This window comes from Pseudazoarcus sp. NS36 (genome assembly GCF_059703705.1).
Genome location: NZ_BAAKJA010000007.1, coordinates 176,263 through 198,711, shown reverse-complemented (window position 1 = coordinate 198,711; position 22,449 = coordinate 176,263). Strand labels below are relative to the sequence as shown.

Annotated in this window: 28 protein-coding genes and 1 other RNA gene; 11 read left to right on the top strand and 18 right to left on the bottom strand. The window is 64.1% G+C overall.

Annotation, left to right across the window (positions count from 1 at the left end; all coding sequences use genetic code 11):
- Positions 1-166 precede the first annotated feature (166 nt).
- The 8 genes from AC6H0R_RS12820 to lgt all read right to left on the bottom strand — a co-directional run bounded on the left by AC6H0R_RS12820 (position 167) and on the right by lgt (position 4,538).
- Positions 167-583: an ExbD/TolR family protein gene (locus AC6H0R_RS12820; RefSeq protein WP_497581746.1), complete on the bottom strand. Its 417-nt coding sequence runs from the start codon at positions 581-583 to the stop codon at positions 167-169.
- Positions 583-1,344, bottom strand: coding sequence for a MotA/TolQ/ExbB proton channel family protein (locus tag AC6H0R_RS12815; RefSeq protein ID WP_497581745.1), 762 nt, complete (start codon positions 1,342-1,344; stop codon positions 583-585). Before AC6H0R_RS12815 ends, AC6H0R_RS12820 begins: the two co-directional genes overlap by 1 nt.
- 5 nt (positions 1,345-1,349) lie before the next feature.
- A complete protein-coding gene (locus tag AC6H0R_RS12810) occupies positions 1,350-2,489 on the bottom strand; it encodes an energy transducer TonB (RefSeq protein WP_497581744.1) in 1,140 nt (379 codons plus the stop codon).
- The gene (locus AC6H0R_RS12805; protein ID WP_497581743.1) at positions 2,486-2,611 is read right to left on the bottom strand and encodes a hypothetical protein; all 126 of its coding nucleotides are present in this window, start codon (positions 2,609-2,611) and stop codon (positions 2,486-2,488) included. Before AC6H0R_RS12805 ends, AC6H0R_RS12810 begins: the two co-directional genes overlap by 4 nt.
- A gap of 103 nt (positions 2,612-2,714) precedes the next feature.
- Entirely contained in the window at positions 2,715-3,191 is a 477-nt protein-coding gene (bfr, locus tag AC6H0R_RS12800) for a bacterioferritin (RefSeq protein ID WP_497581742.1), read from the bottom strand.
- The gene (locus AC6H0R_RS12795; protein WP_497581741.1) at positions 3,188-3,424 is read right to left on the bottom strand and encodes a (2Fe-2S)-binding protein; all 237 of its coding nucleotides are present in this window, start codon (positions 3,422-3,424) and stop codon (positions 3,188-3,190) included. The genes bfr and AC6H0R_RS12795 overlap by 4 nt, the downstream gene beginning before the upstream one ends.
- 42 nt (positions 3,425-3,466) lie before the next feature.
- Positions 3,467-3,664, bottom strand: a complete 198-nt coding sequence (locus AC6H0R_RS12790; protein ID WP_497581740.1) for a hemin uptake protein HemP — start codon at positions 3,662-3,664, stop codon at positions 3,467-3,469.
- A gap of 88 nt (positions 3,665-3,752) precedes the next feature.
- Positions 3,753-4,538, bottom strand: coding sequence for a prolipoprotein diacylglyceryl transferase (gene lgt, locus AC6H0R_RS12785; protein ID WP_497581739.1), 786 nt, complete (start codon positions 4,536-4,538; stop codon positions 3,753-3,755).
- 159 nt (positions 4,539-4,697) lie between these two features.
- Here lgt and AC6H0R_RS12780 point away from each other — a divergent pair, with 159 nt between their 5' ends.
- The 4 genes from AC6H0R_RS12780 (at position 4,698) to AC6H0R_RS12765 (ending at position 6,242) form a co-directional block, all read left to right on the top strand.
- A complete protein-coding gene (locus AC6H0R_RS12780; RefSeq protein ID WP_497581738.1) occupies positions 4,698-4,916 on the top strand; it encodes a hypothetical protein in 219 nt (72 codons plus the stop codon).
- Complete coding sequence (locus AC6H0R_RS12775; protein WP_497581737.1) at positions 4,909-5,211, top strand: cell division protein ZapA; 303 nt, start codon at positions 4,909-4,911, stop codon at positions 5,209-5,211. The genes AC6H0R_RS12780 and AC6H0R_RS12775 overlap by 8 nt, the downstream gene beginning before the upstream one ends.
- Before the next feature lie 28 nt (positions 5,212-5,239).
- A non-coding RNA gene (gene ssrS / locus AC6H0R_RS12770) (6S RNA) lies at positions 5,240-5,419 on the top strand.
- A 127-nt stretch (positions 5,420-5,546) separates the two neighbouring features.
- A complete protein-coding gene (locus tag AC6H0R_RS12765; RefSeq protein ID WP_497581736.1) occupies positions 5,547-6,242 on the top strand; it encodes a hypothetical protein in 696 nt (231 codons plus the stop codon).
- A 21-nt stretch (positions 6,243-6,263) separates the two neighbouring features.
- Here the strand turns inward: AC6H0R_RS12765 and AC6H0R_RS12760 are convergent, their stop codons facing one another.
- The 6 genes from AC6H0R_RS12760 to AC6H0R_RS12735 form a co-directional block, all read right to left on the bottom strand.
- Positions 6,264-6,620 carry a hypothetical protein gene (locus AC6H0R_RS12760; RefSeq protein ID WP_497581735.1) on the bottom strand — a complete coding sequence of 119 codons (357 nt, stop codon included), beginning with the start codon at positions 6,618-6,620 and terminating at the stop codon, positions 6,264-6,266.
- Between the two features lie 110 nt (positions 6,621-6,730).
- Positions 6,731-8,551: a sodium:solute symporter family protein gene (locus AC6H0R_RS12755; protein ID WP_497581734.1), complete on the bottom strand. Its 1,821-nt coding sequence runs from the start codon at positions 8,549-8,551 to the stop codon at positions 6,731-6,733.
- Between the two features lie 12 nt (positions 8,552-8,563).
- Entirely contained in the window at positions 8,564-8,830 is a 267-nt protein-coding gene (locus AC6H0R_RS12750) for a DUF4212 domain-containing protein (protein WP_497581733.1), read from the bottom strand.
- A 234-nt stretch (positions 8,831-9,064) separates the two neighbouring features.
- On the bottom strand, positions 9,065-10,396 hold the full coding sequence (locus AC6H0R_RS12745) for a sigma-54-dependent transcriptional regulator (protein ID WP_497581732.1): 1,332 nt from the start codon (positions 10,394-10,396) through the stop codon (positions 9,065-9,067).
- Complete coding sequence (locus tag AC6H0R_RS12740; RefSeq protein WP_497581731.1) at positions 10,393-13,365, bottom strand: ATP-binding protein; 2,973 nt, start codon at positions 13,363-13,365, stop codon at positions 10,393-10,395. Before AC6H0R_RS12740 ends, AC6H0R_RS12745 begins: the two co-directional genes overlap by 4 nt.
- Positions 13,355-13,513, bottom strand: a complete 159-nt coding sequence (locus tag AC6H0R_RS12735; protein WP_497581730.1) for a hypothetical protein — start codon at positions 13,511-13,513, stop codon at positions 13,355-13,357. The genes AC6H0R_RS12740 and AC6H0R_RS12735 overlap by 11 nt, the downstream gene beginning before the upstream one ends.
- A 299-nt stretch (positions 13,514-13,812) precedes the next feature.
- Here AC6H0R_RS12735 and AC6H0R_RS12730 point away from each other — a divergent pair, with 299 nt between their 5' ends.
- The 4 genes from AC6H0R_RS12730 to AC6H0R_RS12715 all read left to right on the top strand — a co-directional run bounded on the left by AC6H0R_RS12730 (position 13,813) and on the right by AC6H0R_RS12715 (position 17,143).
- On the top strand, positions 13,813-14,640 hold the full coding sequence (locus tag AC6H0R_RS12730) for an AbiJ-NTD4 domain-containing protein (protein WP_497581729.1): 828 nt from the start codon (positions 13,813-13,815) through the stop codon (positions 14,638-14,640).
- 393 nt (positions 14,641-15,033) lie between these two features.
- Positions 15,034-15,690, top strand: coding sequence for a hypothetical protein (locus tag AC6H0R_RS12725; protein ID WP_497581728.1), 657 nt, complete (start codon positions 15,034-15,036; stop codon positions 15,688-15,690).
- Between the two features lie 179 nt (positions 15,691-15,869).
- Complete coding sequence (locus AC6H0R_RS12720; protein WP_497581727.1) at positions 15,870-16,340, top strand: EVE domain-containing protein; 471 nt, start codon at positions 15,870-15,872, stop codon at positions 16,338-16,340.
- The gene (locus AC6H0R_RS12715) at positions 16,337-17,143 is read left to right on the top strand and encodes a sulfite exporter TauE/SafE family protein (protein ID WP_497581726.1); all 807 of its coding nucleotides are present in this window, start codon (positions 16,337-16,339) and stop codon (positions 17,141-17,143) included. The genes AC6H0R_RS12720 and AC6H0R_RS12715 overlap by 4 nt, the downstream gene beginning before the upstream one ends.
- Before the next feature lie 3 nt (positions 17,144-17,146).
- On the opposite strand, the gene AC6H0R_RS12710 is transcribed toward AC6H0R_RS12715, so the two are convergent.
- From AC6H0R_RS12710 to AC6H0R_RS12695, 4 genes are read right to left on the bottom strand one after another with little or no spacing between them, the layout of a single operon-like run.
- Positions 17,147-18,034: a metal ABC transporter solute-binding protein, Zn/Mn family gene (locus AC6H0R_RS12710; RefSeq protein WP_497581725.1), complete on the bottom strand. Its 888-nt coding sequence runs from the start codon at positions 18,032-18,034 to the stop codon at positions 17,147-17,149.
- 5 nt (positions 18,035-18,039) lie between these two features.
- Entirely contained in the window at positions 18,040-18,906 is an 867-nt protein-coding gene (locus AC6H0R_RS12705) for a metal ABC transporter permease (RefSeq protein ID WP_497581724.1), read from the bottom strand.
- A complete protein-coding gene (locus AC6H0R_RS12700) occupies positions 18,903-19,664 on the bottom strand; it encodes a metal ABC transporter ATP-binding protein (protein ID WP_497581723.1) in 762 nt (253 codons plus the stop codon). The genes AC6H0R_RS12705 and AC6H0R_RS12700 overlap by 4 nt, the downstream gene beginning before the upstream one ends.
- Positions 19,661-19,816: a hypothetical protein gene (locus AC6H0R_RS12695; protein ID WP_497581722.1), complete on the bottom strand. Its 156-nt coding sequence runs from the start codon at positions 19,814-19,816 to the stop codon at positions 19,661-19,663. The genes AC6H0R_RS12700 and AC6H0R_RS12695 overlap by 4 nt, the downstream gene beginning before the upstream one ends.
- Positions 19,817-19,907: 91 nt before the next feature.
- Between AC6H0R_RS12695 and AC6H0R_RS12690 the strand changes: the two genes are divergently transcribed.
- Genes AC6H0R_RS12690 through AC6H0R_RS12680 form a run of 3 tightly spaced genes read left to right on the top strand, consistent with a single transcriptional unit; the run spans position 19,908 to position 22,449 of the window.
- Entirely contained in the window at positions 19,908-20,474 is a 567-nt protein-coding gene (locus tag AC6H0R_RS12690) for a ZrgA family zinc uptake protein (protein ID WP_497581721.1), read from the top strand.
- Complete coding sequence (locus AC6H0R_RS12685; protein ID WP_497581720.1) at positions 20,471-21,190, top strand: ABC transporter ATP-binding protein; 720 nt, start codon at positions 20,471-20,473, stop codon at positions 21,188-21,190. The genes AC6H0R_RS12690 and AC6H0R_RS12685 overlap by 4 nt, the downstream gene beginning before the upstream one ends.
- Entirely contained in the window at positions 21,187-22,449 is a 1,263-nt protein-coding gene (locus AC6H0R_RS12680) for an ABC transporter permease (protein ID WP_497581719.1), read from the top strand. The genes AC6H0R_RS12685 and AC6H0R_RS12680 overlap by 4 nt, the downstream gene beginning before the upstream one ends.

The following is a 22,449-nucleotide window of genomic DNA, read 5'->3' as shown; positions in this document are numbered from 1 at the left end:
CTGGAGAGATTGGGCGAGCGGTGGAGTGGCTACATGGACAAGCTTAGGCTGCCGGGCGTTCTTGCTTTGTATCGCATTGCAGCAGTGCGGGGTGCCTGCAAAAACAAGCGGCGCTTCTTGCCGAAGCGCCGCTGCCGCGATCTGCCTGCGTGGGCGAGTGCACCCGCTAGCGCTTCGGTACGGTGATGAAGCCCATTTTCGCGATGCCGGCGTTGCGTGCTTCAGCCATCACCTCGGCCAGGATCTGGTAGCGGGTTTCGCGGTCGGCGCGCAGATGCAGCTCCGGTTGCGGCTCCTGCTGCGCGGCTTCGCGCAGGCGGGTGGAAACCTCGCTGCGCTCGACCGGCTGGTCGTTCCAGTACAGCTTGCCGTCACCGTCCATGGCCAGCGTGACCGTTTCCGGCTTCTGGTTGGTGGCCTGCGTGGAGGCTTTGGGCAGATCGATCTGCACGGAATGGGTGAGCAGCGGCGCCGTGATCATGAACACGATGAGCAGCACCAGCATCACGTCGATGAGCGGGACCATGTTGATCTCGCTCATCTGCGGCGTGCCGCCCTGCTGGTTGAATCCGCCGAAAGCCATTACGCAGCTCCTTGATCGGCGGTGCGTAGTTCGGCAGCCGCGGGTTTGCGGGCGCGGGCATTCTGTGCGCCGCTGGCCAGGCGCGAACCGGTGCAGAACCACGCGTGCAGATCGTGCGCGAAGGCGTCGAGCTCGTTCAGTTCAAGCCGGTTGGCACGGTTGAAGGCGTTGAAGGCCAGCACCGCGGGGATCGCGACGAAGAGGCCGAAGGCAGTCATGATCAGTGCCTCGCCGACCGGGCCGGCGACGGCGTCGAGCGTGGCCATGCCGGAGACGCTGATGCCGATCAGCGCGCCGTAAATGCCCCACACCGTACCGAACAGGCCGACGAAGGGCGCCGTGGAGCCGATCGAGGCCAGCACCGTCAGGCCGGACTCAAGTTTGGCCGTGGAGATGGCGATGGATTTGCGCAGTGCGCGCGTCACGAACTCGTCGGCATCCAGCCGGCCGCCAAGGGTCTCGGAGGCGGCGTGATTGCGCACGTGCTCGGCGGCTGCCACGCCTTGGCGCGCCAGTGCCTCGAAGGGCGAATCGGGCGCAGCCTGCGACAGGCGTTCCAGCCCCTCGCTGAGGTTGGCCGCCTTCCAGAACGACTCGACTGCGCCTTCGTGACTGCGCGCGCGCAGTTGGCGCACGGTGCGCAGCACGATGAGATACCAGCTCGCCACCGACATCACGACCAGCGTGAAGGCGACCAGCTTGATGACGATGTCGGACTGGGCCCACAGGTGGGCCAGGCCGAAGGTTTCATTCGGGGTCATGGGCGTTATCCCTCAAGTTTGAATACGACGGGTACGAGTACCCAGGATGCGACATTGCGCTCGCCCTTCTTGGCAGGAACGAAGCGCCAGCTCGAAACGGAGGCGCTGGCCGCCCGGTCGAGGCGCGGTGAGCCGGAGCTCTCCGAAATCTCGACCTTCTGTGCGCGGCCTTCGGCGCTGACGAATACACGCAGCATGACGCGTCCTTCCTCGCGCATGCGCTTGGACAGCGCCGGATACGGCACATCCGGGTTGTTCAGATAGGCCGCATCGTAACGCGCCTCGACAACCGGCTGGCTGCGCTGAGCAGGAGGCGGTGGCGCGGGTGGCGTCACCGGCGGAGGCGGCGCGGGCGGTGTGGGAGGTGCGGGCGGTTGTGCAGGCGGAGCGGGAGGCGCGGGCGGTGGCAAGGGTTTGCGCACTTCCGGCGGCGCTTCGGGGCGCGGTTCGGCCTTGGCGACGGGCGGCAGAGCCGGCGGTGCCGGCGGCGTGGGTCGGGCGGGCGCGGCAGGCAGCGGCACCGGTTGGCGTTCCGGCTTGGGCAGCGGCGGCAGTTCGGCCAGCGGGGCCGGCTTGGGTACAGGCAGTGGCTCTGCCCGCGGCAGCGGCATGGGTTCGGGCAGGCGCACAGGCTCGGCGCGCGCGGCGGCCTGCGGCACAGGCACTGGTGCAGGCAGCGGCTCCGGGAGCGGCAGGGGGTCGATCACCGGTTCAGGCGTCGGTGTGAGCTCCGCGATGGGCTCGGGGACGGGTACCGGTTCTGGCAAGGGCATGGGTTCCGGCGCCGGTTGCGGCGGCGGCTCGGGCACAGGCTCCGGCGGCATCGGCTCGGGCAGCGGAGGCGGCGGCTCGGGTGTGGGCTCGGGGGGCGGCAGCGGTTCGGGCTTGGGCGCCGGGGCAGGGGCCGGCTTCGGAGTGGGTTCCGGGGCCGGCGCAATCGGCTCGGGTGCCGGCGGAGACTCTGCGACGGTGACGGGCTCGTCCAGCAGGGTGACGGCCATGACCGGTTCAGGCAGCACGTCCGGGCGCTGCTGCACACGTGCGAGCGCAAACAGCCCACCAATGTGCGCAATGATCACGGCGCCGAGCAGAAGACGCCGCTCACCGCCGGAGCCGGCAAAACGGGACAGGGGGCCGGCGCTCATCGCAGCATCAGGTCAAGCAGTACGGCCACCAGCGCTACAACGACAAGGGTGCGCAGCGGCGCGAAAGCCTGTCGTCGGGCATTGCGTTGCGCAGAGGGGTGCGGGGCCGGTGTGTGGTGCATGTTTCCAGTTCTTAGGTGACCCGCTGGCTGGCTCGTTCCGCGCGAGAACTGGCTGGCTGGAGTGTCGGAGGCGGCGCCGCGCAGGCGCGGCGCCGGGGCAGGGTCAGCTGCCGACCTCCATCTGTGATTGCAGATAGTTCTGCAGGCCGACCTGTTCGACCAGGCTGATCTGCGTCTCGAGGTAGTCGATGTGTTCCTCGGTGTCTTCGAGAATATGCTCGAACAGCTCCCGCGACACATAGTCCTTACAGGACTCACAGTAGGCAACTGCGTCGATCAGGTGGGTGCGGCCGCCGGTTTCGAGCTTCAGGTCGCCGGCCAGGCACTCAGGCACGTTCTCGCCGATCAGCAGCTTGTCGAGGTTCTGCAGGTTGGGCAGGCCGTCGAGGAACAGGATGCGTTCGATGAGCATGTCGGCATGCTTCATTTCTTCGATCGATTCGTCGTACTCGTGCTTGCCGAGCTTGGTAAGGCCCCAGTTCTTGTACATGCGGGCATGCAGAAAGTACTGGTTGATTGCGGTCAGTTCGATGGTGAGCTGACGGTTCAGGTGCTGAATGACTTTCTTGTCGCCTTTCATGATGCCTCCAGGGCAAGGGCGACGCTGCCAGCGCAGGCCGGCACGGGGGTCCATGAGCGGTCTGCGCGATTCTCGAGCGCGGTGGCGAGGCAGCGCCGCGCGGATTCCGCGCAGCACGCGCAATCGGCGGCCACCCCGAGTTGCTGGCGCAGATCGCGCATGCGGCAGGCGCCCTGCTCGACTGCTTGCTCGATGTGCTTTTCGGTGACCGCGTTGCAGATGCAAATGTACATCCCGGAGGCTCTCAATGAAACCGCGTGTCCAGCCAGACTCGCTTATTTGGTGAGGATGAGTTTCCCGGCGCGCGTTGCGCGCAGGACGTAGCGCGTGCCGAGGTGGTCGATGGCAATGCAGGAACCGCCTTGCAGCAGCGCCGCACTCGATAGCGCTTCAGCCTGCAGCGCCGCGTCATCTGACGGCGGGGCGGTGCAGGCAGTGCGGTCGGGGCAGTCTGCGGAGGCACTGTTATGCATGATGAAACTAACGCAAATGAAAACAATTCGTATTTAACAGCCAAAGCAGGCCGCGGGTCAAGCAGGAATTGTCCGGGGCGTCGAAAACTCAGTGCTTGCGGCGTGTGCTCAGCAGCCAGATGCCGGCAGCCACCATCGGTACGCACAGCCACTGGGCGGTCGAGAGTCCCAGCGACAAGGTGCCGAAAATGCCCGGGTCGGGCGTGCGGAAGAACTCGGCGAGAAAACGCAGGCTGCCGTAGCCAATCAGGAATACGGCCGAGACCGCGCCGGTTGCGCGGGGTCGGGCCGAGTACAGCCACAGCAGGACAAACAGCAGCAGGCCTTCGCCGGCAGCCTGATAGAGCTGCGAAGGGTGGCGCGGCAGATTGTCGACCCACGGAAAGACCATCGCCCACGGCAGGTCGGTCGAGGCAACTCGCCCCCACAGCTCACCGTTGATGAAGTTGCCGATGCGCCCGAGCGCCAGCCCCAGCGGCACCAGCGGAGCGATGAAGTCTGTGATCTGCCAGAAGCCACGTCCCTGCGTGCGGCCGTACCACCACATCGCCACCAGCACCCCGAGGAAGCCGCCATGAAAACTCATGCCGCCCTTCCAGATCATCGGAATCTCCAGCGGGTTGGCAAGGTAATGACCCGGCTGGAAGAACAGCACTTCGCCCAGACGGCCGCCGGCAATCACACCCAGCATGCCGTAGAAGAGCAGGTCGTCGATCTGCTTGCCGTCCCAGCCCGACTCGGGGCGACGTCGCGCGTGCACCCGACCTAGCGCCATGAACAGGGCAAAAGCCAGCAGATACATCACGCCGTACCAGTGGATGGAGACGGGGCCGAGTGACAGGGCGACAGGGTCAAACTGGGGATGGACGAGCATTCGGCGTAGTTCCGTAGGGCGTGTGCCCGTTTGCCACGGGCGGCAGCATTGAGGCAAAAAGCACCTCAGGCGCGGGCTTGTGCGGCGAAGAGACAGGTTTGACGGGCGTTGAGCGGCAATCCACTGGCATTCTTGACCGTGCCGAGGGCGGACACTACCATGCCGCGCATGGATGCCGAAATCGCCCGTCTTGAAGAGCAACTCGACAAGCTCATCGCGCTGTATGAAGCGGGGCGTTCGGATCTTCGCACGGCACGTTCCCGTGGCGTCGAACTGGAGGCCGAGAACAAGGCCTTGCGCGAGCGTCTGTGTGGTGCGACAGAGCGACTCGAAGCCATCCTCGGGCGCTTGCCTCAGACGGAGGCGGACGATGCCTGACGACGCAATTGACATCAATCTGAATGGCCGCGAGTACCGCGTGGCCTGCCCTCCGGAAGAGCGTCAGGCGTTGATTGACGCGGCGACCTATCTCGACGAGCAACTGCGCAAGCTGGCCGCAAAAACCGGCGCTGCGGGTGAAAAACTGGCGGTCATGACGGCGCTCAACATCACCCATGAGTTCATCGCTTTTCAGCGCTCCGGCGGGTTTGACATGCCTGACTTGAAGCGTAGAATCGGGGCCATCACAGCCCGTTTGGACGAAGCCATCGACAGCCAGGAACGGCTGTTCTGAGGCGCCTCCCAGGCGTGTGAACAGGTTCAATCCCCTGCCGTGTTTGTTGAAGTCGTAGTTCCTTGAACCAATGCTTGCGAGCATGGTTGCCGAATACTTAACCGCTGGTGTGCAAGCCCCCTCGAGGGGAAGCCTGATGCGGAAGTCAGGCGACCGCCCTGAACCCTCGGTTCAGGATATCGATGGAGACGGCACAGGCGGGGGGCCAGATGCTTGAAAGGCGCGCAGATTCTGCGCGCCTTTTTGCATTTTTGACGTGGGGTTGGCGGCCTCTGGAGGGCGGTGCTTTAGCCCTATAATGGCCAGACACCCGACGTAACAAGGAAGAGCGCAACGTGAGCGAAAAGTCATCCACGGCATCGACCGAACCGCGCATCACCATTCTTGAGGCGCTCAAGTCGCCGGCAACGCTGCTCTCCACGCTCAAATCCTATTTCGGCCTGTCACGTCGCGGTAGCGAGCCGGTGCATGATCGCGCCGCATTGCAGCGTTTTCTGGAAACCCGCGCGAGTTTTGTTGCACAGACCTCCTTGTACGGCTACCTGCGCACCCGCGCCGGTACGCGCTATCCCGAGCTGTTCGATGACGACGGCTTTGTCGTCAGCATCAACGTCGCCAAATGGCAGATCTGGCTCGATTGCCTCGGCGATCTGGCCTGCTTTTCCGGCGGAGTGCTGGTGCGTGCGGGTTATGAGGCCGAGCAGGTTGGTGTGTTGATGCAGCAACTGGTCGGCGCGATTCTCGATGCCACGGGTGTGCCGGCCGATTGCGGTGAGGAATTCAGTGCGCATGCGCAACGCGTGCGCGAGCGCCTCGCGGCGTGTGACTGGACGCAGATGACGGATGACGAAGGTCCGTTTTCGGCGAGCCCGGAGTCGCTGGTGCACTGGGCGCCGGTGGTGCAGGAGTTCAAGGACCTCGACGCTGAAATCGTGCAGAACTCGGTGCGTTTCCGCTGGCAGGAAATCCGGCGTGATCTGCGTGCAAACCTCGATCCGGCCGGCGTCATGGCCGGCACGGTCGAAGCCTGAACCTCCCGGAAGTGACCGGCCCTAGCGGACGACCATCTCAAACAGGTGGTTGATACCGCGGGCGATCTCGCCCTCCAACGGAAATGACAGCATGCCCAGCACGGAATAGCCGAGCAGCCAGGGCATGAGGTAGAAGCGCGCCATATAGAAGAACCATGCTACATACAGCGGGATCATGGCCGGCACCAGAAAACCCGGTGTGATCGGCGCAAACAGCTTCAGCAGCGGGTCCGTGACCCGGATGAAGAAGCGGCTGAAGAAGAACTTGCTCTCTTCCGGCAGAAACAGACGCATGCCGAAACGGCCGATCAGGGTCCACATGATCATGCCCAGGACGTAGTCCAGGGCGATTGCCCAGCCGGGAATTCCTTCGATCATTCAAGCACTCCGAAACGGGCGCGGTGGCCCATGTTCTTGAGGGGGCTGACCCCAAAGAAAAGCCGGGGCGAGTTGCCTCGCCCCGGCTTGATCATTTCACCACGTACTCATCAAGAGCTGGAGATGATGGTCGCGCCTTTCGGGATGCGAACCTCATCGACCATGCGCTGGATTTCCTCGTCCGGCGCGGGCGTGAGCAAGCTTACCACGACCATTGCGACGAGGCTGGCGGTGATGCCGACGATGCCGAAACGCAGGTGGTCGAGGCCGAGCCACGGGTCCATGCCGCTGCGCACAGCGATCAGGTACCACCAGCCGACACCCAGACCCACGATCATGCCAGCCAGTGCGCCTGCGCGGTTGGCACGCTTCCACCACACGCCAAGCACCAGCGGGAAGAACAGGCCGGACATCGCGAAGCAGAAGGCCCAGGCCACTGCGCCCAGAATGCCGGTCAGCTTCATCGAGGCCACCAGCGCGCCGCCTGCACCGATGATCAGCAGCAGGATGCGAGCGGTCAGCAGACGCTTCTTGGTCTCCGCCTTCGGGTCGATGATCTTGTAGTACAGGTCATGCGACAGGGCATTGGCCATGGCCAGCAGCAGGCCGTCAGCGGTGGACATTGCGGCAGCCATACCACCGGCAGCAACGAGGCCCGAGATCACGTACGGCAGGCCGGCGATTTCCGGCGTTGCGAGCACGATGATGTCCGGGTTCAGGAAGAACTCGTTGATCTGCAGGATGCCGTCAGCGTTGCTGTCACGGATTGCGATCATGCCGATCGCGCCCCACTTCTGGATCCACTCCAGCGTCATGACCGTTTCGATCTTGTCACCGATGATGGAGGTGGCGAGGTTCGGGTCGATCAGTTGCAGCTTGCTGAAGGTAGCCAGGGCCGGAGCCGAGAAGTACAGCAGGAAGATGAAGAACAGCGACCAGGCCACCGAGTTGCGCGCAGCACGCACAGACGGGGTGGTGAAGTAGCGCATCAGGATGTGCGGCAGCGAAGCGGTACCGATCATCATGCACGCGACCAGGGTCACGAACTTCCAGGCAGCCAGGCCACTTTCGGCCGGGGTGGCGTGCAGTGCCGTCAGCACCGACAGGCCCGGCACGGCTTCTGCGGCCTTGGTGCCAATGCCGATCACCGGCTCCAGCTCCATGATGCGCTCTACAGCGCCGCCATAAGCCAGCTGCGGGAACCAGCCGAAGCCCTGCGAACCGGACATCCAGAAGATCGGGATGAGGTAGGCAAAGATCAGCACGATGTACTGCGCAACCTGGGTCCAGGTCACCGCACGCATGCCGCCGAGCATCGAGCACACCAGGATGCCGGCCAGACCGAACCACACACCGGCCTCGAACGGAATCTGGAAGGCGCGTGCCGCGATCGTGCCGGTAGCGGTGATCTGCGCGGTCACGTACGTGAAGGACGCAACCACCAGCACCACGATGGCCATGAAGCGCGTGGCCTTGCCGCCGTAACGCGTACCGATGAAGTCAGGCACCGTGTAGCAGCCGAACTTGCGCAGGTACGGCGCCATCAGCGTTGCGACGAGGATGTAGCCGCCCGTCCAGCCCACGATGAACGCCATGTAGGCGTGACCGGACATGAAGATGCCGCCCGCCATGGCTACGAAGGACGCGCCGGACATCCAGTCCGCCGCAGTGGCCATGCCGTTGAACACCGGCGGTACGGAACGGCCGGCGACGTAGTACGCGCCGACCTCCATCGTTCGTGAAAGGATGCCGATGAAGGCATAGATCACGATCGTGAAGGCCACGAACAGGATGCCGATGGTGTCGGCACCTACGCCCATGGTTTCCAGCCATGCCATCAGCGCGAAGAACGCGAAAAAACCACCCGTGTAGATACCGTAGATCTTCGGGAGATTGTCGATGAAGGACTTTCCTTCCCATTGCATACCCATGATCGGTCCCCCTTATTCTTCTTCGTCTACGCCGAACTCGACGTCGATCGCGTGCTGTTGCTTGTTGAACAGGAACAGCTGCACCACGAACACGATCAGCGAGCCCTGCGCGGCGAAGTAGTAGCCGAGCGGCCAGCCAAAGAAGTTGATGCTGTTGAGCTGGAAGGCAAACAGATGTACGCCGTAGGCGAAGACGAACCAGACACTGAGGTGTCCGATCATCAGGTTTCGCGTACGCCGCCAGTGCGCAACGCGATTCTCTGCGGTGAGTTCAGTCACGGGTGATCCTCCTTTGATGGTTTGTTGCGCGCACGTGTATTCCGGCGCTACCGGAAACATGAGCAAGGCGCATGCCAAAACAAGGAGGGTTGCAGGCCGGGGGATGTAGGCCTGCGGGGGTCGAAACGGACGTTACCTTGGGTAACACCTGTTACCCGGGGTAACGCCCGTTTTATGCAATGTAAGAAGTCTGAAAGCTCGCGTAAGAAAGCTGAAAGCCGCTACGGAAGCGGCTTAGCGGGATTCCGCCCGCGGTCGCGGAATGCCCATGCGTGCGCGCCGCTCCCACAGCGCCTTCCGGCTGATGCCGAGTCGTCGGGCCAGCTCGGTTTCGGTCAGCGAGCCCTGGTGTTCGATCACGAACCGCTGGAAGTAATCGTCCAGACTCAGCTCGCGCGTTTCGCCCCGCGCATCGGTGTGCGGCTGCAGGGCCAGCAGCTCGGCCGTGATGCGGTCGTCGGCCAGAATCACCGCGCGTTCGATGGCGTTGCGCAGCTCGCGCACATTGCCTGGCCAGGTGTGGCGCTGCAGCGCCTGCATGGCCTCGGGCGTGAAGCGCAGCTTCTGGCGTTTGACGCGGTTGCAGGCCTCGTCGAGCAGGAATTCGGCCAGCAGCGGAATGTCGTCGCCACGCTCGCGCAGCGGCGGCAGGTGGATCTGCACGACTTCCAGCCGGTAATACAGGTCTTCGCGGAAGCGCCCGTCGCGCACCATCTGCTCCAGGTCGCGGTGGGTTGCTGCCACCAGTCGCACATCCACACGCCGGCTGGTGGTGGCGCCGACGCGGCGGATCTCGCCGTCCTGCAGCACGCGCAACAGGCGTGATTGCGCGGCGCTGGTCAGCTCGCCGATCTCGTCGAGAAACAGCGTGCCGCTGTCGGCCGCTTCAATCAGGCCGCGGTGGCTGGCGGTGGCGCCGGTGAAGGCGCCTTTTTCGTGGCCGAAGAGTTCGGATTCGAGCAGGGTTTCGGGGATGCTCGCGCAGTTCACCGACACCAGCGGCACGTCGGCGCGCGGGCTCTTGGCGTGCAGCGCACGCGCCACCAGCTCCTTGCCGGTGCCGGACTCGCCACGGATCAGCACCGTGGTGTCGGTCGGCGCCACGCGCGCCAGCGTCTCGCACACTTTGGCCATGGGCGACGAGCGGCCGACCATGCCCTCGATCGGGTAGACCTGCGCGAGGTCCTTGCGCAGGTGCGCGTTGTCGCGTTCGAGCACACGCTGCTTGAGCAGGCGCGCCACGATGACGAGCATCTCGTCGTGATCAAAGGGCTTGGCGATGTAGTCGGCCGCGCCCTGGCGCATGGCCTCGACCGCCGAACGCACGCTGGCAAAGCTGGTCATGATCAGCACCGGCGTGTCCGCGCAGTCGGGCAGCAGCTCCATGCCGTCGCCATCGGGCAGTCGCAGGTCGCAGATGACCAGATCGAAGCTGTCGGCGATGCACATGCGGCGCGCCTCGTCGAGACGGCCGGCCTCGGCCGTGGCATAGCCTTCGCGTTCGAGCAGGCGCCGCAGCGCCCTGCGGATCACGTCCTCGTCATCGACGATGAGAATGCGGTTCATGCGGTGGAATCCCCCGTGTGTTGCGTGTCGTCGGCCGCGGCTGGCAGGCGCAGTTCAAAGCGCGTGCCGCGAGGCGGCCGGTTGCTGGCGGCCACCGTGCCGCCATGTTCCTCGATGATGCTGTACACCACCGACAGCCCCAGCCCCGTGCCCTGGCCCGGCGGCTTGGTGGTGAAGAAGGGTTCAAAAATGCGTTCGAGCAGCGCCGGCGGGATGCCGTGGCCTTCGTCTTCGACCGCAACCTCGATGTCCGCGCCGTCCTGCCTTGCGGTGATGCATACCCGGCTGCCACCCTCCGACGCGTGGATGGCATTCGACAGCAGATTGACGAAGACCTGCAGCAATCGCTGTGAATTGCCATGCACGGCCAGCCCGGCAGAGACCTGGTTGCAGCACTCAATGCCGCGCCCTTCGCGGCCGAGCTGTACCAGGTGGACCGCTTCATCCACGCATTCGCGCAGGTCCACCGCCTGACGCGCGGCCGACGGGTCGTTGCCCGCATGGCTGAAGGTCACCAGCGACTGCACGATGTCATTGATGCGCCGCGTCTGAATCAGGATCTGCTTGATCGCCGTTTCCTGCTCGGCCGGGTCGGTTTCGAAATGCAGGTTCTGCGCGAGTGACGCAATGCCCGTCAGCGGGTTGCCGATCTCGTGGGCCACGCCCGCCGCCAGCCGTCCGATCGAGGCCAGCCGGTCGTTATGCGCGACCTCGCTCTCCAGCACATGCAGTTCGGTCAGGTCTTCCACCAGCAGCACCGTGCCGTCGGCACTGGCGGCGTCGAACTCGCCCGAGTCGATGGCCGCCTTGTGCAGGTTGATCCAGCGGTTGAGCCCGCGCACGCTGCACTGCTGCTTGTAGAGGTGGCTGTCTTCGCCGCGCACGAAGGCGCCCAGCACCCCTTCCCAAGGCGCATCAAGCTGGTCGATGCGTCGCCCCAGCGCGTCGAGCCCGGCAATGCCCGAGATGCGCGCCATGGCCGTGTTCCAGATCAGGATCTCGCCCTCCGGGGTGAGCGAGCACACGCCCAGCGGCAACTCGTTGAGCACTTCGCGGTGGTAGCGGCGCAGCGTGTCCAGTTCGGCCGCCAGACCTTGCAGGCGCACGTTGGAATGCTCCAGCCGCGCCTCGACAAAGCGCAGGCTGTCGGCCAGCGCGCGGCGGGCGGGCGGGGCGACTTGCAGCCGGTTGTCGACGATCATGCGCGAGAGCTGCGCGCCGATCAGGCCCGAGAGGTTGCGCTCCAGCCGCTCGCGCAATCGCCCCAGATCGGCAGGCCGCGAGGTCTCGTGATCCATGCCCAGATCAAGCAGGGCGCGCTCCAGTTCAACCTTTGCGGTCTGCGGCCCCACGGCCTGCGCCAGCCGTTCCTCGAATTCGCCCACGCTGCGCGCCTCCGGCACGATGGGCGGCGCGTCGCTGATGTTGTCGCGCGGGCGTGCCGCGGCGGCAGCCGTCACCTCGCGCACCGACGGACGCGTCAGCAAGGATGCCGCCACGAACAGTGCGCCGTTGATCGACAGCGACCAAAAGGTCGAGAAGGTCCAGCGGTCCTGATCGCCCGCGCCCACCCAGTCCTGCAGGTTGAAGCCCGTCACCGGCAGGCCCGACTGGTGCAGCAGCGGAATGATCAGCGACAGGCTCCATACCGTGATGCCGCCCACCAGCCCGGTGATGAAGCCAAACGTGGTGGCGCGCGGCCACAGCAGCATGCCGGCCAGACCGGGCAGGAACTGCGTCACCGCCACGAACGAGATCAGCCCGATCTGCACCAGCCCCTGATGCACCTCCAGCAGCCGGTAGAAGCCGTAGCCGAGCGCAATGATCACCACGATCAGCGTGCGCCGGCCCCACAGCAGCCAGTTGTAGAGGTCGTCCTGCGGAAAGGTCTGCTGGCGGAAATGCGCAGGAAGAATGAGGTGGTTCATCACCATGCCGGCCAGTGCCAGCGTGGTCACGATCATCATCGCGCTGGCTGCAGACACCCCGCCGACAAAGGTCGACAGCGTCAGCAGGCGTGAGCCGTGCTCGGCCGCCAGACCCAGCACGTAATAGTCCGGCGGTGTTTCCAGTGCGCTCGCCGAGCCGGCCCACAGGATCAGCGGAATCGGCAGATTGAGCAGCAGCAGAAAAGCCGGAAACGCCCACGCCGCAGTCTTCAGCGCGCGCGGCTCGATGTTCTCCACAAACAGCATGTGAAACTGGCGTGGCAGCAAAAAGCCGGCCGTGAAGGCCAGCAGGATGAAGGTAAACCACGGCCCCTCGCGCACCGGCTCGTAAAGCGCCTGCACCGCCTGCGGGTTGAGTTCCAGCCAGCGGCTCAAACCCCCGAAACCGCCAAACACGCCGAACAGCGCCAGCGCGCCCACTGCCAGCAGCGCGAACAGCTTGATCACCGACTCAAACGCAATCGCCACCACCAACCCTTCGTGCTTCTCGCGCGGCGTGACGTGGCGTGCTCCGAACAGAATGGCAAACAGGCTCAGCGTGGCGCAGAAGCCCAGCGCCAGCAGATGCGGCGGAGCTTCCTGCGTGATGATCGCCACCGACTCCGCCACCGCCTTGATCTGCAGTGCGATGTAGGGCAACACCCCGACCAGCATGAACAGCGTCACCAGCGTGCCCGTCCACGGGCTCGGGTAACGGAAGGCAAACAGGTCGGCAATCGACGTGAGCTGGTGCTCGCGCACCAGTCGCAACAACGGCGCCAGCATCAACGGCGCCAGCACAAAGGCCAGCGTCACGCCCAGATAGATGGTCAGGAAGTTGTAGCCCTGCGACTGCGCAAACCCCACGCTGCCGTAAAAGCTCCACGACGTCGCATACACCCCCAGCGCCAGCGCATACACCATCGGATGCCGCACCAGCTTGTCCGGCAGCCAGCGGTTGTCCGTGGCGTGGGCAATGAAGAACAGCAGCGCCAGATACGCCACACCCACCGCATAGAGGGTGCCGATCTCACTGGTCACGGCGCTGCACCACGGCAATCAGGGCGATGACCAGCGCCCACAGCAGATAGGGCACGTACCAGGGCAAGCTGCCCGATGCCCACCAATGCACCCACGGCGACGCGAACAGTAGGGCACCGAACAGGAACAGGATGACGATCTTGTCCAAGCCGAGGTCTCCGGTGGTGGGTGCAGGGGTGTTACGAACTGTAGCACCGACTGACTGCTTCGGAGAGTGGCTTCAGGCGTCGTAACCGATGAGTGTGGGGGCCGCCGCTCGGGCATCGTTCATTTGAGTTACCCGCCGCTGGTGTCTTCTATGCACTCCTGAAGCCATTAAGAGTCGATTAACAGCGTTGCCTATGACGTACGGCTTTCGCTATGCTAGGCATTCCTATATAACTTGATTGGCGTTGGTTGTGTGTCGGCGGAAGACGTTCGATAAACTTTATTTACGGAGTGTGATGCGTGAAATTCAGCGAACGCATGGGGTTGGTTGTAGTAGCGGATGCCATTCAAACGGAAGGTATGTCAGAAGCTCTGCGGCATTCACTCTGGAATTGCTTGGATAGGCACTATTTTAGTCGGGGAGGATTTCTTACCTCCAGGAATGGTGTTGGTAAAGGAGATATCGAGGCGTTCAGTCGCGAATTATGGGCTAACTTCTTTAAGCGCCGCGTTGATGGACGGCCGGCCTATGGGCATCAGATTCTTAAGGCTATTCGCGATTACTATTTTGGTGCGGAGTGGTATCAGGTGTACGATTTTGTTGAGCATATTGTCGCTACGTATAAGAATGAGCGGCTAGTCGAAGATCTCAATAAAGTGCTGGAGCGAGAGCTGTCTGGGTTTCGGCTCATTGATTGGAGCTTGATCCCTGTTACCGATGTCGCAGAGCGGGATGCAATTGAAAAGGCGCTGGAGCCAGGCCCGTATGCGGGAGTGCAGGTTCATCTTCGTCAGGCGCTTCAGCATCTTGCGAGCCGAGACCACCCCGATTACCGAAACTCTATTAAGGAGTCAATTTCGGCGGTAGAGAGTCTAGCGTGCGAGCTTACGGGAAAGAAAAGTGCAACCTTGGGCGACGCATTACAGATTCTGGAGAGAAAAGGGCAGCTGCACGGCGCATTAAGAAGGGGATTTTCAGCCATCTATGGTTATACCAGCGACGCAAATGGAATACGGCACGCCATGCTAGAAGAGGCTAATCTTGATTTTTCAGATGCGAAATACTTTCTTGTTTCATGTGCCGGGTTCGTGAATTACCTTATGTCCAAGCATGCGGCAGCTGCTTAGCATTGCTATCAATTTATCGAATCACTAGTATTCTCAACGTGCGCATCAATTGTTCCATATGAATCGGGGTCGGGTCATTATCCGACTGGCCCATAGTTTAGACCTGACTTCGAGGCCCTCAGAGTGGCCGTCGCTTCGAGTTTCAAGTGGATAGCGGATTTTTGTGCGCCGTTGAGGTCAGTTGCATGGTTGCTGTGTCACTCAGCGAGTTATAGGGTGTGGGATAACCTATCATTTGAGATGGACTGCGCGACGACGAGCAGTACCTCAATCTAAGCGTTCCGCTTCAGGGGCTTCGCTATGCCGGCTACCGCTTGGGAATTCGAAGAGGCCATTGAGTGCTTTCGAGTAATCGAGTCTTCTCTGCGCTGCATTTACGCTGGCGAGCACTACATGTACCGTGCACTTTCCACTCAGCTTCGAATATTGCTTTGCGACTCCCCCAAGCCACTGCTTGCACGGCTGTTCGACAATCTTGAGCTACAGGCTCTTCAGCCAGTGAAGTCGTACTCGCCTGGTGCTTTCCCGCCCGAACTGGAGCATCTCAATTCGCTCGCAGTGATTGGTCCCGGGCAGCTGGTCATCTCCTGCATGCCGTTCGAGGCGCGCGTCTACTTCAACGGGATCGAAGATTGCCGTCCGCTACTTTCAACGAATGGCTTCGTGCTTCCAATCGAGCATTGGGTTGATCAGATTGTCTCAGTTCATCCAGTGCCAGTTACGATCCGTCAGGTCATCAGGACGGTTGCTGATCGGGGCGGTGGCGCGCATGTCCATAAGTCCAAGGATGCATTGCTCGCAGGCCTGCAAGGTATGTCGCCGGGAAAGTTGCACTTGGCCGCTTTGGTCTTAATTGCAGTCTCCAAGGTCATGCAGCACCTTGGGCTGTCCGTGATTCAGCTGTACGAGAAGAACGGGGCGCAGGGCAGCCTTCCGCTTGCAGACTTCGATAACAATCACCCGAGCGTTCTTGCTTCAGCGAAAGTGCCCGGAGAATGCTTCGAGAATGCCTGCCACGCCTTCAATCTGCTGTCAGTTGGGCGCGTCTGAAGGTGCGTCCCGCGCATGCTAACCCGCCGCGGCAGGCGCTGGCCGTGCAGGGCGGATGCAGCCATGGCTCAAACGGTTGAGTCACGCGCGCTTGCTCGCACCCTGTCGGTTCGCCGATATTACGTACTCCGGTCGCACACCGCGAATGTGAGTAGGCAGACCGCAGCTATGGAGAGCCCATGCCTTACTGGCTGATGAAATCCGAACCCGACGAATGCTCCATCGACATGCTCGCAGAGCTGCCCGGCCAGCGCGTGCCGTGGTTCGGCGTGCGCAACTATCAGGCGCGCAATTTCATGCGCGACGTGATGCAGGTCCGCGATCTGGCCTTTTTCTACCATTCGAGCTGCGCCGAGCCGGGGATTGCCGGCATCGTGCGGGTTGCGAGCGGGCCGTATCCGGATGAGACGCAGTTCGATCCGGCCAGTCCGTATTACGATGCCAAGGCGCGGCTCGAAGATCCGCGCTGGGTGCTGGTCGACGTGGAGCTGGTGACCAAGACGCCGCTGATCGGCCTGCCCGCACTGCGGGCAGCGCCGCAACTGGAAGACATGCGTGTACTGGCCCGCGGCAACCGGCTGTCGATCACCCCGGTCGAGCCTGCAGAGTGGCGCTTTATCACGCGCGAGATGATGGGAATGGATGCATGAGCTTCGACGTGTGGTGGATGGCCTATCTTGCGCTCGGCGCGGTGGCCGGCTTTCTGGCCGGACTGCTGGGAATTGGCGGGGGCGGCATGATGGTGCCGATTCTCACGTCGATCTTCGTTGCGCAGGGGGTGCCGTTGGCCAACGTGGTGCATCTGGCGCTGGGCACTTCGATGGCGGTGATGGTGATTACCGCCATCTCCAGCCTGCGCGCACATCACCGCCTGGGTTCGGTGCGCTGGGATATTTTCCGCAGCATTACGCCGGGCATCATGATCGGGGCGTTCGCCACCACCTTCTTTGCCGCGGCCGTGCCGTCCAAGCCGTTGGCGCTGTTCTTCGCGATCTTCATGGCGTTCATGTCGGCGCAGATGATGATTGACGTCAAACCCAAACCCACGCGCGAACTGCCCGGCAAGTTGGGCGTGTCGGCTGTGGGCTTCGGTATCGGCGGGGTCTCGTCGCTGGTGGCGATTGGCGGCGCAGCGATGTCGATTCCGTTCATGGTGGCGTGCAACGTGAGGTTGCAGCACGCCATCGGCACCTCGTCGGCAATCGGCTGGCCGATTGCGGTGGCGGGTGCCATCGGCTATCTGGTCAATGGTCTGGATGCGCCGGGCATGCCGGAGCACAGCGTGGGCTTTATCTACCTGCCGGCGCTGGCCACCATTGCGGTGGCTGGCGTGCTGACCGCACCGCTGGGTGCGAAGCTGGCGCACCGCATGCCGGTGAAGCGGCTGAAAAAGGTATTTGCGGTGTTCTTCCTGCTGCTGTCCGCCAAGATGGTGCACACCGTCTTCTTCTGATTCCTAGGGCCGGATGCCGGCGAGGATGGTGTCGGCGTTGTGACGCATCATCGCCACATAGCTGGCGGCGGGGCCGTCCGGCCCGGACAGGGCGTCGGAATACAGCGTGCCGCCAACCCGTGCGCCACCCTCGGCGCCGATGCGCTCGATCAGACGCGCGTCATTCACATTCTCGATGAACACCACCGGCACCTTCTCCTTGCGCAATTGGCGGATCAGGCGCGCCATGGCCGCGGCGGAAACCTCGCTGCGGTTGCCGACGCCGGCTGCGGACAGGAAGCGGATGCCGTAGGTCGCGCCGAAGTAGGCGAAGGCGTCATGCGAGGTGACGACCTTGCGCGCGGCTTCCGGCAGCGCGGCGAAGCCCTGGCGGATGGCGGTGTCGAGCGCGGCAAGCTCGGCGTCGTAACGCGTCAGCCGCTCGCGGTAGTGCGCTTCGCCGGCCGCGTCGGCGGCGATCAGCGCGGTGGCGATGTTGCGCGCGTAGATGCGCGCATTGGTCACGCTCTGCCATGCATGCGGGTCCACCGGGCCGTGGTCGTGTCCGGCATGGCTGTGGTCATCGTGCTGTTCCAGCGGTTTCACGCCGTCTGCGGCGAGCACCACGCTGCGGTTGCCGGCCGAGGCCGCGAGCCGTTCCATCCAGGTGTCGAAGCCCAGACCGTTGGCGATCACCACGTCGGCTTCCATGACCGTGCGTGCATCGGATGGGCGCGGCTGCCAGGCGTGGGCGTCGGCGTCGTGGCCGACCAGGGCGGTGACGGAAACCCGTTCGCCGCCGATCTCGCGGGCAAAGTCGGCAAGGATGCTGAAGCTCGCCACCACCTTCAGCGGGGCGGCGTACAGCGTTGAACTCAAGGCAAGCAGCAGGCAGGCAAGAACGTGCTTCATGGCAATTAGGCTTCGAGGTGATGGCGGCGGTAGAGCCTTGGGCCGAAAGCGCCGCCCGGTGCGAGCAGGATGGAGGCGACGTGCGCCAGACCGGCGGTGAGCACGATGGCCGGGCCGGCCGGCACGTCGAGGTGAAACGAGGCCAGTAGCCCGATCAGGCCGCTGACAAAGGCCAGCCCTGCGGCGCAGGCCAGCATGGCGGGCAAGGTCTTGGCCCACAGCCGTGCGGCCGCCGCCGGCAGGATCATGATGCCGACCGCCATCAGCGTGCCGAGCGCATGAAAGCCGCTGACGAGGTTGAGTACCACCAGCGTGAGAAAACCGTAGTGCGCCACCGGGCTCCAGCGCCCGATGCTGCGCAGGAAGCTGGGATCGAAGCATTCGAGCACCAGCGGGCGGTACAGCAGCGAGAGCGCGAACAGCGTGACGCTGGTGATGGCGGCGATCAGCAGCAGTGAGCCGTTGTCGAGCGACAGCACGGAGCCGAACAGCACGTGCAGCAGGTCGAGGTTCTTGCCGCGCAGCGACACGATGAGCACGCCGGCAGCGAGCGACATCAGGTAGAAGGCGGCGAGGCTGGCGTCTTCCTTGAGGATGGACGAGCGCGCCACGAGCCCCGCGGCCAGCACCACCACCAGACCGGCGACAATGCCGCCGACCGTCATGGCGCCCAGCGACAGGCCGAAGGCCAGGTAGCCCAGTGCCGCACCGGGCAGGATGGCGTGGCTCATGGCGTCGCCCATCAGGCTCATGCGGCGCAGCAGCAGGAATACGCCCACCGGCGTGGCGCCCAGCGCGAGTGCGAGGCAGCCGGCCAGCGCGCGGTGCATGAACTCGAAGTCCACGAAGGGGGTTACGAGCAGATCGATCACTGCGCGGCCTCCGCGTGGCGGTGGCACACCGGTGCGTCTTCGTCGAAGGACTCGGCCAGTGTGCGGGCGCGGGCGAGCAGTTCCGGCGTCAACACCTCGGCCGTCGGGCCGAAGCCGAGTTGCTCGCGCGCGAGCAGCAGACAGTGCGGGAAGATGCGTCGCACCAGCTCGAAGTCGTGCAGCACCGCAACGATGCTGCGGCCTTCGGCGTGCCATTCCTGCATGATTGCGGCCAGATCTTCGGTGGTGCGGCTGTCGATGGCGTTGAAGGGCTCGTCGAGCAGCAGTAGGTCGGCGTCCTGCAGCATCAGGCGGGCAAAGCGCGCCCGCTGCAACTGGCCGCCCGACAGCGTGCCAATGGCGCGTTGCTCCTGCCCCGACAGGCCGACGCGTGCCAGCGTGGCACGCACCTGCGCCGCCTGCGCCGGGCGCAGCCGGCCGAAGGCGCCGATCTGGCGCCACAGGCCCATGGCCACCATGTCGAAGACCGAAACCGGAAAGCCCAGATCGAGTTCGCCGCGCTGTGGCAGATAAGCGATACGTTCGCGCGGCACGCCGAGGCGGTAGCGGCCTTCGATCGGGTCCAGCTCGCCGGCAATCGCCTTGAGCAGCGTGGATTTTCCGGCGCCGTTGGGCCCGACCACGGCAACCAGGGTGCCGCGCGCAAAGCTGCAATCGAGGTGGTGCACGGCCGGATGGCGGTCGTAGCCCAGGGTCAGGTTGTCGCAGGCGAGCGCGAAGGTCTCCGGCGCGTTCATGCCAGCGCCCACCAGAGGGTCAGCCACAGCCCGATGCCGGCGATTCCGGCCACGGTCAGGCGTAGTGCGATGCCGGATGACAGCACCGACAGGGCGGGTGTCGAATGCGCATGATCGTGGTGGTGTGAATGCTCGTGGGACATGGTCAGCATGGCTTGTGGCAAAGAATGCAACATTGTAGCATTTTGGCGGTCGCAAGCATGTGCCAGCGCCGCCGGCCGTGATTACCTTCAGGAGACTGCAGTGAAGCCATCCATTTCTTTCCTTGCCGCCGCACTTGCCCTGGGTGTGGCCTCCGGCGCGTCCGCCCAGCACGCCCATGAGCACGGTGTTGCCGAATTCCGCGTGGCGCTTGAAGGTTCGACGCTGCTGGTCGAGTTCGATTCGCCGCTCGCCAACCTGGTCGGCTTCGAGCATGCTGCACGTTCTGACGCGGACAAAGCCGCCATGGCCGATCTGGAAAAAGCGCTGCGTGCCCCCGACCGCCTGTTTGCACTGCCGGCCACGGCCGCTTGCGTGCTCAAGGATGTTGAACTGGAGCTGCCCGGTGTTGATGAGCACGACCACGGACACGACCACCAGCATGATCACAAACACGACCACAAGCACGATCATGACCACAAGCACGGGGACGACCATGCCGATGCTTATGCGGCTTGGGAGTTTGCCTGCAAGCTTGCGCCGGAATCGGTCGAGGTGAAGGTGATTGAGGCTTTCCCCGCGATTCACGTGCTCCGCGCCGAAACGGCCGGTCCGCGCGGCCAGAAGGCCTCGCGCATTGAGTCGCCCAAGGCGCAGCTCGCGCTGTGACTGAGGCCACGACGTCGGCTGCGGCCGTCACCCTCGACGGCGTCGTGTTTGCCTGGCCAGGCGCAACCGCGCCTTGCCTGGAGATTCCGCAGCTGGTCATCGCGGCCGGAGAGCACGTGTTTCTGCACGGCCCCAGCGGCAGCGGCAAGTCCACGCTGCTGTCGCTGATCGGCGGCGTGGTGTCACCGGATGCGGGGCGCGTCGCGGTGCTGGGGCAGGACCTCGGCGAATTGCGCGCACCGGCCCGCGACCGTTTCCGTGCGGCACATATCGGCTTCGTGTTCCAGCTCTTCAATCTGCTGCCTTACCTCTCGGCGCTCGACAACATCCTGCTGCCGTGCCGGTTTTCGGCCGAGCGTGCTACCCGTGTGAGCGGTTCGTCCGTCGACGAGGCGCGGCGGCTGGCGGGTCGGCTGGATCTGGATGCTGCGTTGCTTGAACGTCCCGCCGCACAGCTTTCGGTCGGCCAGCAACAGCGCGTGGCGGCGGCGCGTGCCCTGATCGGTCGCCCCGGACTGATCGTGGCCGACGAGCCGACCTCGGCACTCGATGCCGACCGGCAACGTGACTTCGTCGATCTGCTGCTGACCGAATGCGAGGCTTCCGGGGCAAGTCTGCTGTTCGTCAGTCATGACGCCCGGCTGGCGCCCCGTTTTGCACGCCGCATCGCGCTGCCCGAGATCAACCGGGCGGGTGTCGCGCAGGAGGCGGCATGACCCCGCTGTGGTTTCTGACCCGACGCAGCATCGCCAACCGCGGCCTGACGGTGGTGCTGACCATTGTTTCGGTGGCCTTGTCGGTGGCCTTGCTGCTGGGCGTCGAGCGGCTGCGTTCGGACGCACGCGAAGGCTTCGCGCAGACCATTTCCGGTACCGATCTGGTCGTCGGCGCGCGCAGCAGTGCGGTGCAGTTGTTGCTGTACTCGGTGTTCCACATCGGCGACGCGACCAACAACGTGTCGTGGAAGAGTCTGCAGAGCATTGCCGAACATCCGCAGGTGGATTGGCTGGTGCCGCTGTCGCTGGGAGATTCGCACCGCGGTTTTCGCGTGGTCGGCACCACGGCGGAGTTCTTCGAGCGCTATCGCCACGGCGACGATCGCGCGCTGCGTTTTGCAGACGGCAAGCCTTTCGATGGCGTGTTCGACGCGGTGATCGGGGCGGAAGTGGCGGCGCGGCTGGGCTACGCGGTGGGGGAATCCATCGTGGTCGCACACGGCGCGGGCGAAGTGAGTTTTGCGCAGCATGACGACAAGCCCTTCACGGTGGTGGGGGTGCTCGCGCGCACCGGCACGCCGGTGGACCGCTCGGTGCTGGTCAGCCTGCAAGGCATTGAGGCGATCCATCTGGACTGGTCGGGCGGCGCGCGCATGCCGGGACTCAACATTCCGGCTGAACAGGTGCGCCGTTTCGATCTGGAGCCCAAGCAGGTCACTGCCGCGCTGGTCGGGTTGAAGTCGCGCGTGGCGGTGTTCCGCGTGCAGCGCCACATCAACACCTTCCCTGACGAACCGCTCACCGCGGCCTTGCCGGGCGCGACGCTGCAGCAGTTGTGGGGCATCATCGCGATCGCCGAGCGTGCGCTGCTGGCGGTCTCCGCGCTGGTGGTGCTGGTCGGCTTGGCGGGCCTGGTGGCGGTGGTGACCGCGAGCCTTGGGGAACGAAGACGCGAACTGGCGATCCTTCGCTCCATGGGGGCCGGCCCGCGTCACGTGTTTGCGCTGCTGGCGCTGGAAAGTCTGGTGATCGGCGTGGCGGGGTGCCTGCTCGGCGTGTTGGTGGTGCAGGCTGCAGCCTTCTTTGCGGGCCCTTGGCTGCAGGCGCACTACGGCATGTTGCTGACGGTGCGCGGATTGTCGGCGACGGAATGGATGTTGCTCGGTGGCGTGCTGGTGGCCACGCTGGTGGCCAGTCTGGTGCCGGGCGTTCGGGCTTACCGTCAGTCGTTGGCGGATGGAATGACGATACGGATGTGA

Bases quoted from the DNA above. Each gene is read 5' to 3' on its own strand.
- AC6H0R_RS12680 (WP_497581719.1), top strand. From the start codon at position 21,187: ATGACCCCGCTGTGGTTTCTGACCCGACGCAGCATCGCCAACCGCGGC.
- AC6H0R_RS12810 (WP_497581744.1), bottom strand. From the start codon at position 2,489: ATGAGCGCCGGCCCCCTGTCCCGTTTTGCCGGCTCCGGCGGTGAGCGG.
- lgt (WP_497581739.1), bottom strand. From the start codon at position 4,538: ATGCTCGTCCATCCCCAGTTTGACCCTGTCGCCCTGTCACTCGGCCCC.
- AC6H0R_RS12790 (WP_497581740.1), bottom strand. From the start codon at position 3,664: ATGCATAACAGTGCCTCCGCAGACTGCCCCGACCGCACTGCCTGCACC.
- AC6H0R_RS12795 (WP_497581741.1), bottom strand. From the start codon at position 3,424: ATGTACATTTGCATCTGCAACGCGGTCACCGAAAAGCACATCGAGCAA.
- AC6H0R_RS12815 (WP_497581745.1), bottom strand. From the start codon at position 1,344: ATGACCCCGAATGAAACCTTCGGCCTGGCCCACCTGTGGGCCCAGTCC.
- AC6H0R_RS12805 (WP_497581743.1), bottom strand. From the start codon at position 2,611: ATGCACCACACACCGGCCCCGCACCCCTCTGCGCAACGCAATGCCCGA.
- bfr (WP_497581742.1), bottom strand. From the start codon at position 3,191: ATGAAAGGCGACAAGAAAGTCATTCAGCACCTGAACCGTCAGCTCACC.
- AC6H0R_RS12745 (WP_497581732.1), bottom strand. From the start codon at position 10,396: ATGAACCGCATTCTCATCGTCGATGACGAGGACGTGATCCGCAGGGCG.
- AC6H0R_RS12780 (WP_497581738.1), top strand. From the start codon at position 4,698: ATGCCGCGCATGGATGCCGAAATCGCCCGTCTTGAAGAGCAACTCGAC.
- AC6H0R_RS12720 (WP_497581727.1), top strand. From the start codon at position 15,870: ATGCCTTACTGGCTGATGAAATCCGAACCCGACGAATGCTCCATCGAC.
- AC6H0R_RS12715 (WP_497581726.1), top strand. From the start codon at position 16,337: ATGAGCTTCGACGTGTGGTGGATGGCCTATCTTGCGCTCGGCGCGGTG.
- AC6H0R_RS12710 (WP_497581725.1), bottom strand. From the start codon at position 18,034: ATGAAGCACGTTCTTGCCTGCCTGCTGCTTGCCTTGAGTTCAACGCTG.
- AC6H0R_RS12775 (WP_497581737.1), top strand. From the start codon at position 4,909: ATGCCTGACGACGCAATTGACATCAATCTGAATGGCCGCGAGTACCGC.
- AC6H0R_RS12725 (WP_497581728.1), top strand. From the start codon at position 15,034: ATGTACCGTGCACTTTCCACTCAGCTTCGAATATTGCTTTGCGACTCC.
- AC6H0R_RS12820 (WP_497581746.1), bottom strand. From the start codon at position 583: ATGGCTTTCGGCGGATTCAACCAGCAGGGCGGCACGCCGCAGATGAGC.
- AC6H0R_RS12695 (WP_497581722.1), bottom strand. From the start codon at position 19,816: ATGCTGACCATGTCCCACGAGCATTCACACCACCACGATCATGCGCAT.
- AC6H0R_RS12755 (WP_497581734.1), bottom strand. From the start codon at position 8,551: ATGGGTATGCAATGGGAAGGAAAGTCCTTCATCGACAATCTCCCGAAG.
- AC6H0R_RS12700 (WP_497581723.1), bottom strand. From the start codon at position 19,664: ATGAACGCGCCGGAGACCTTCGCGCTCGCCTGCGACAACCTGACCCTG.
- AC6H0R_RS12760 (WP_497581735.1), bottom strand. From the start codon at position 6,620: ATGATCGAAGGAATTCCCGGCTGGGCAATCGCCCTGGACTACGTCCTG.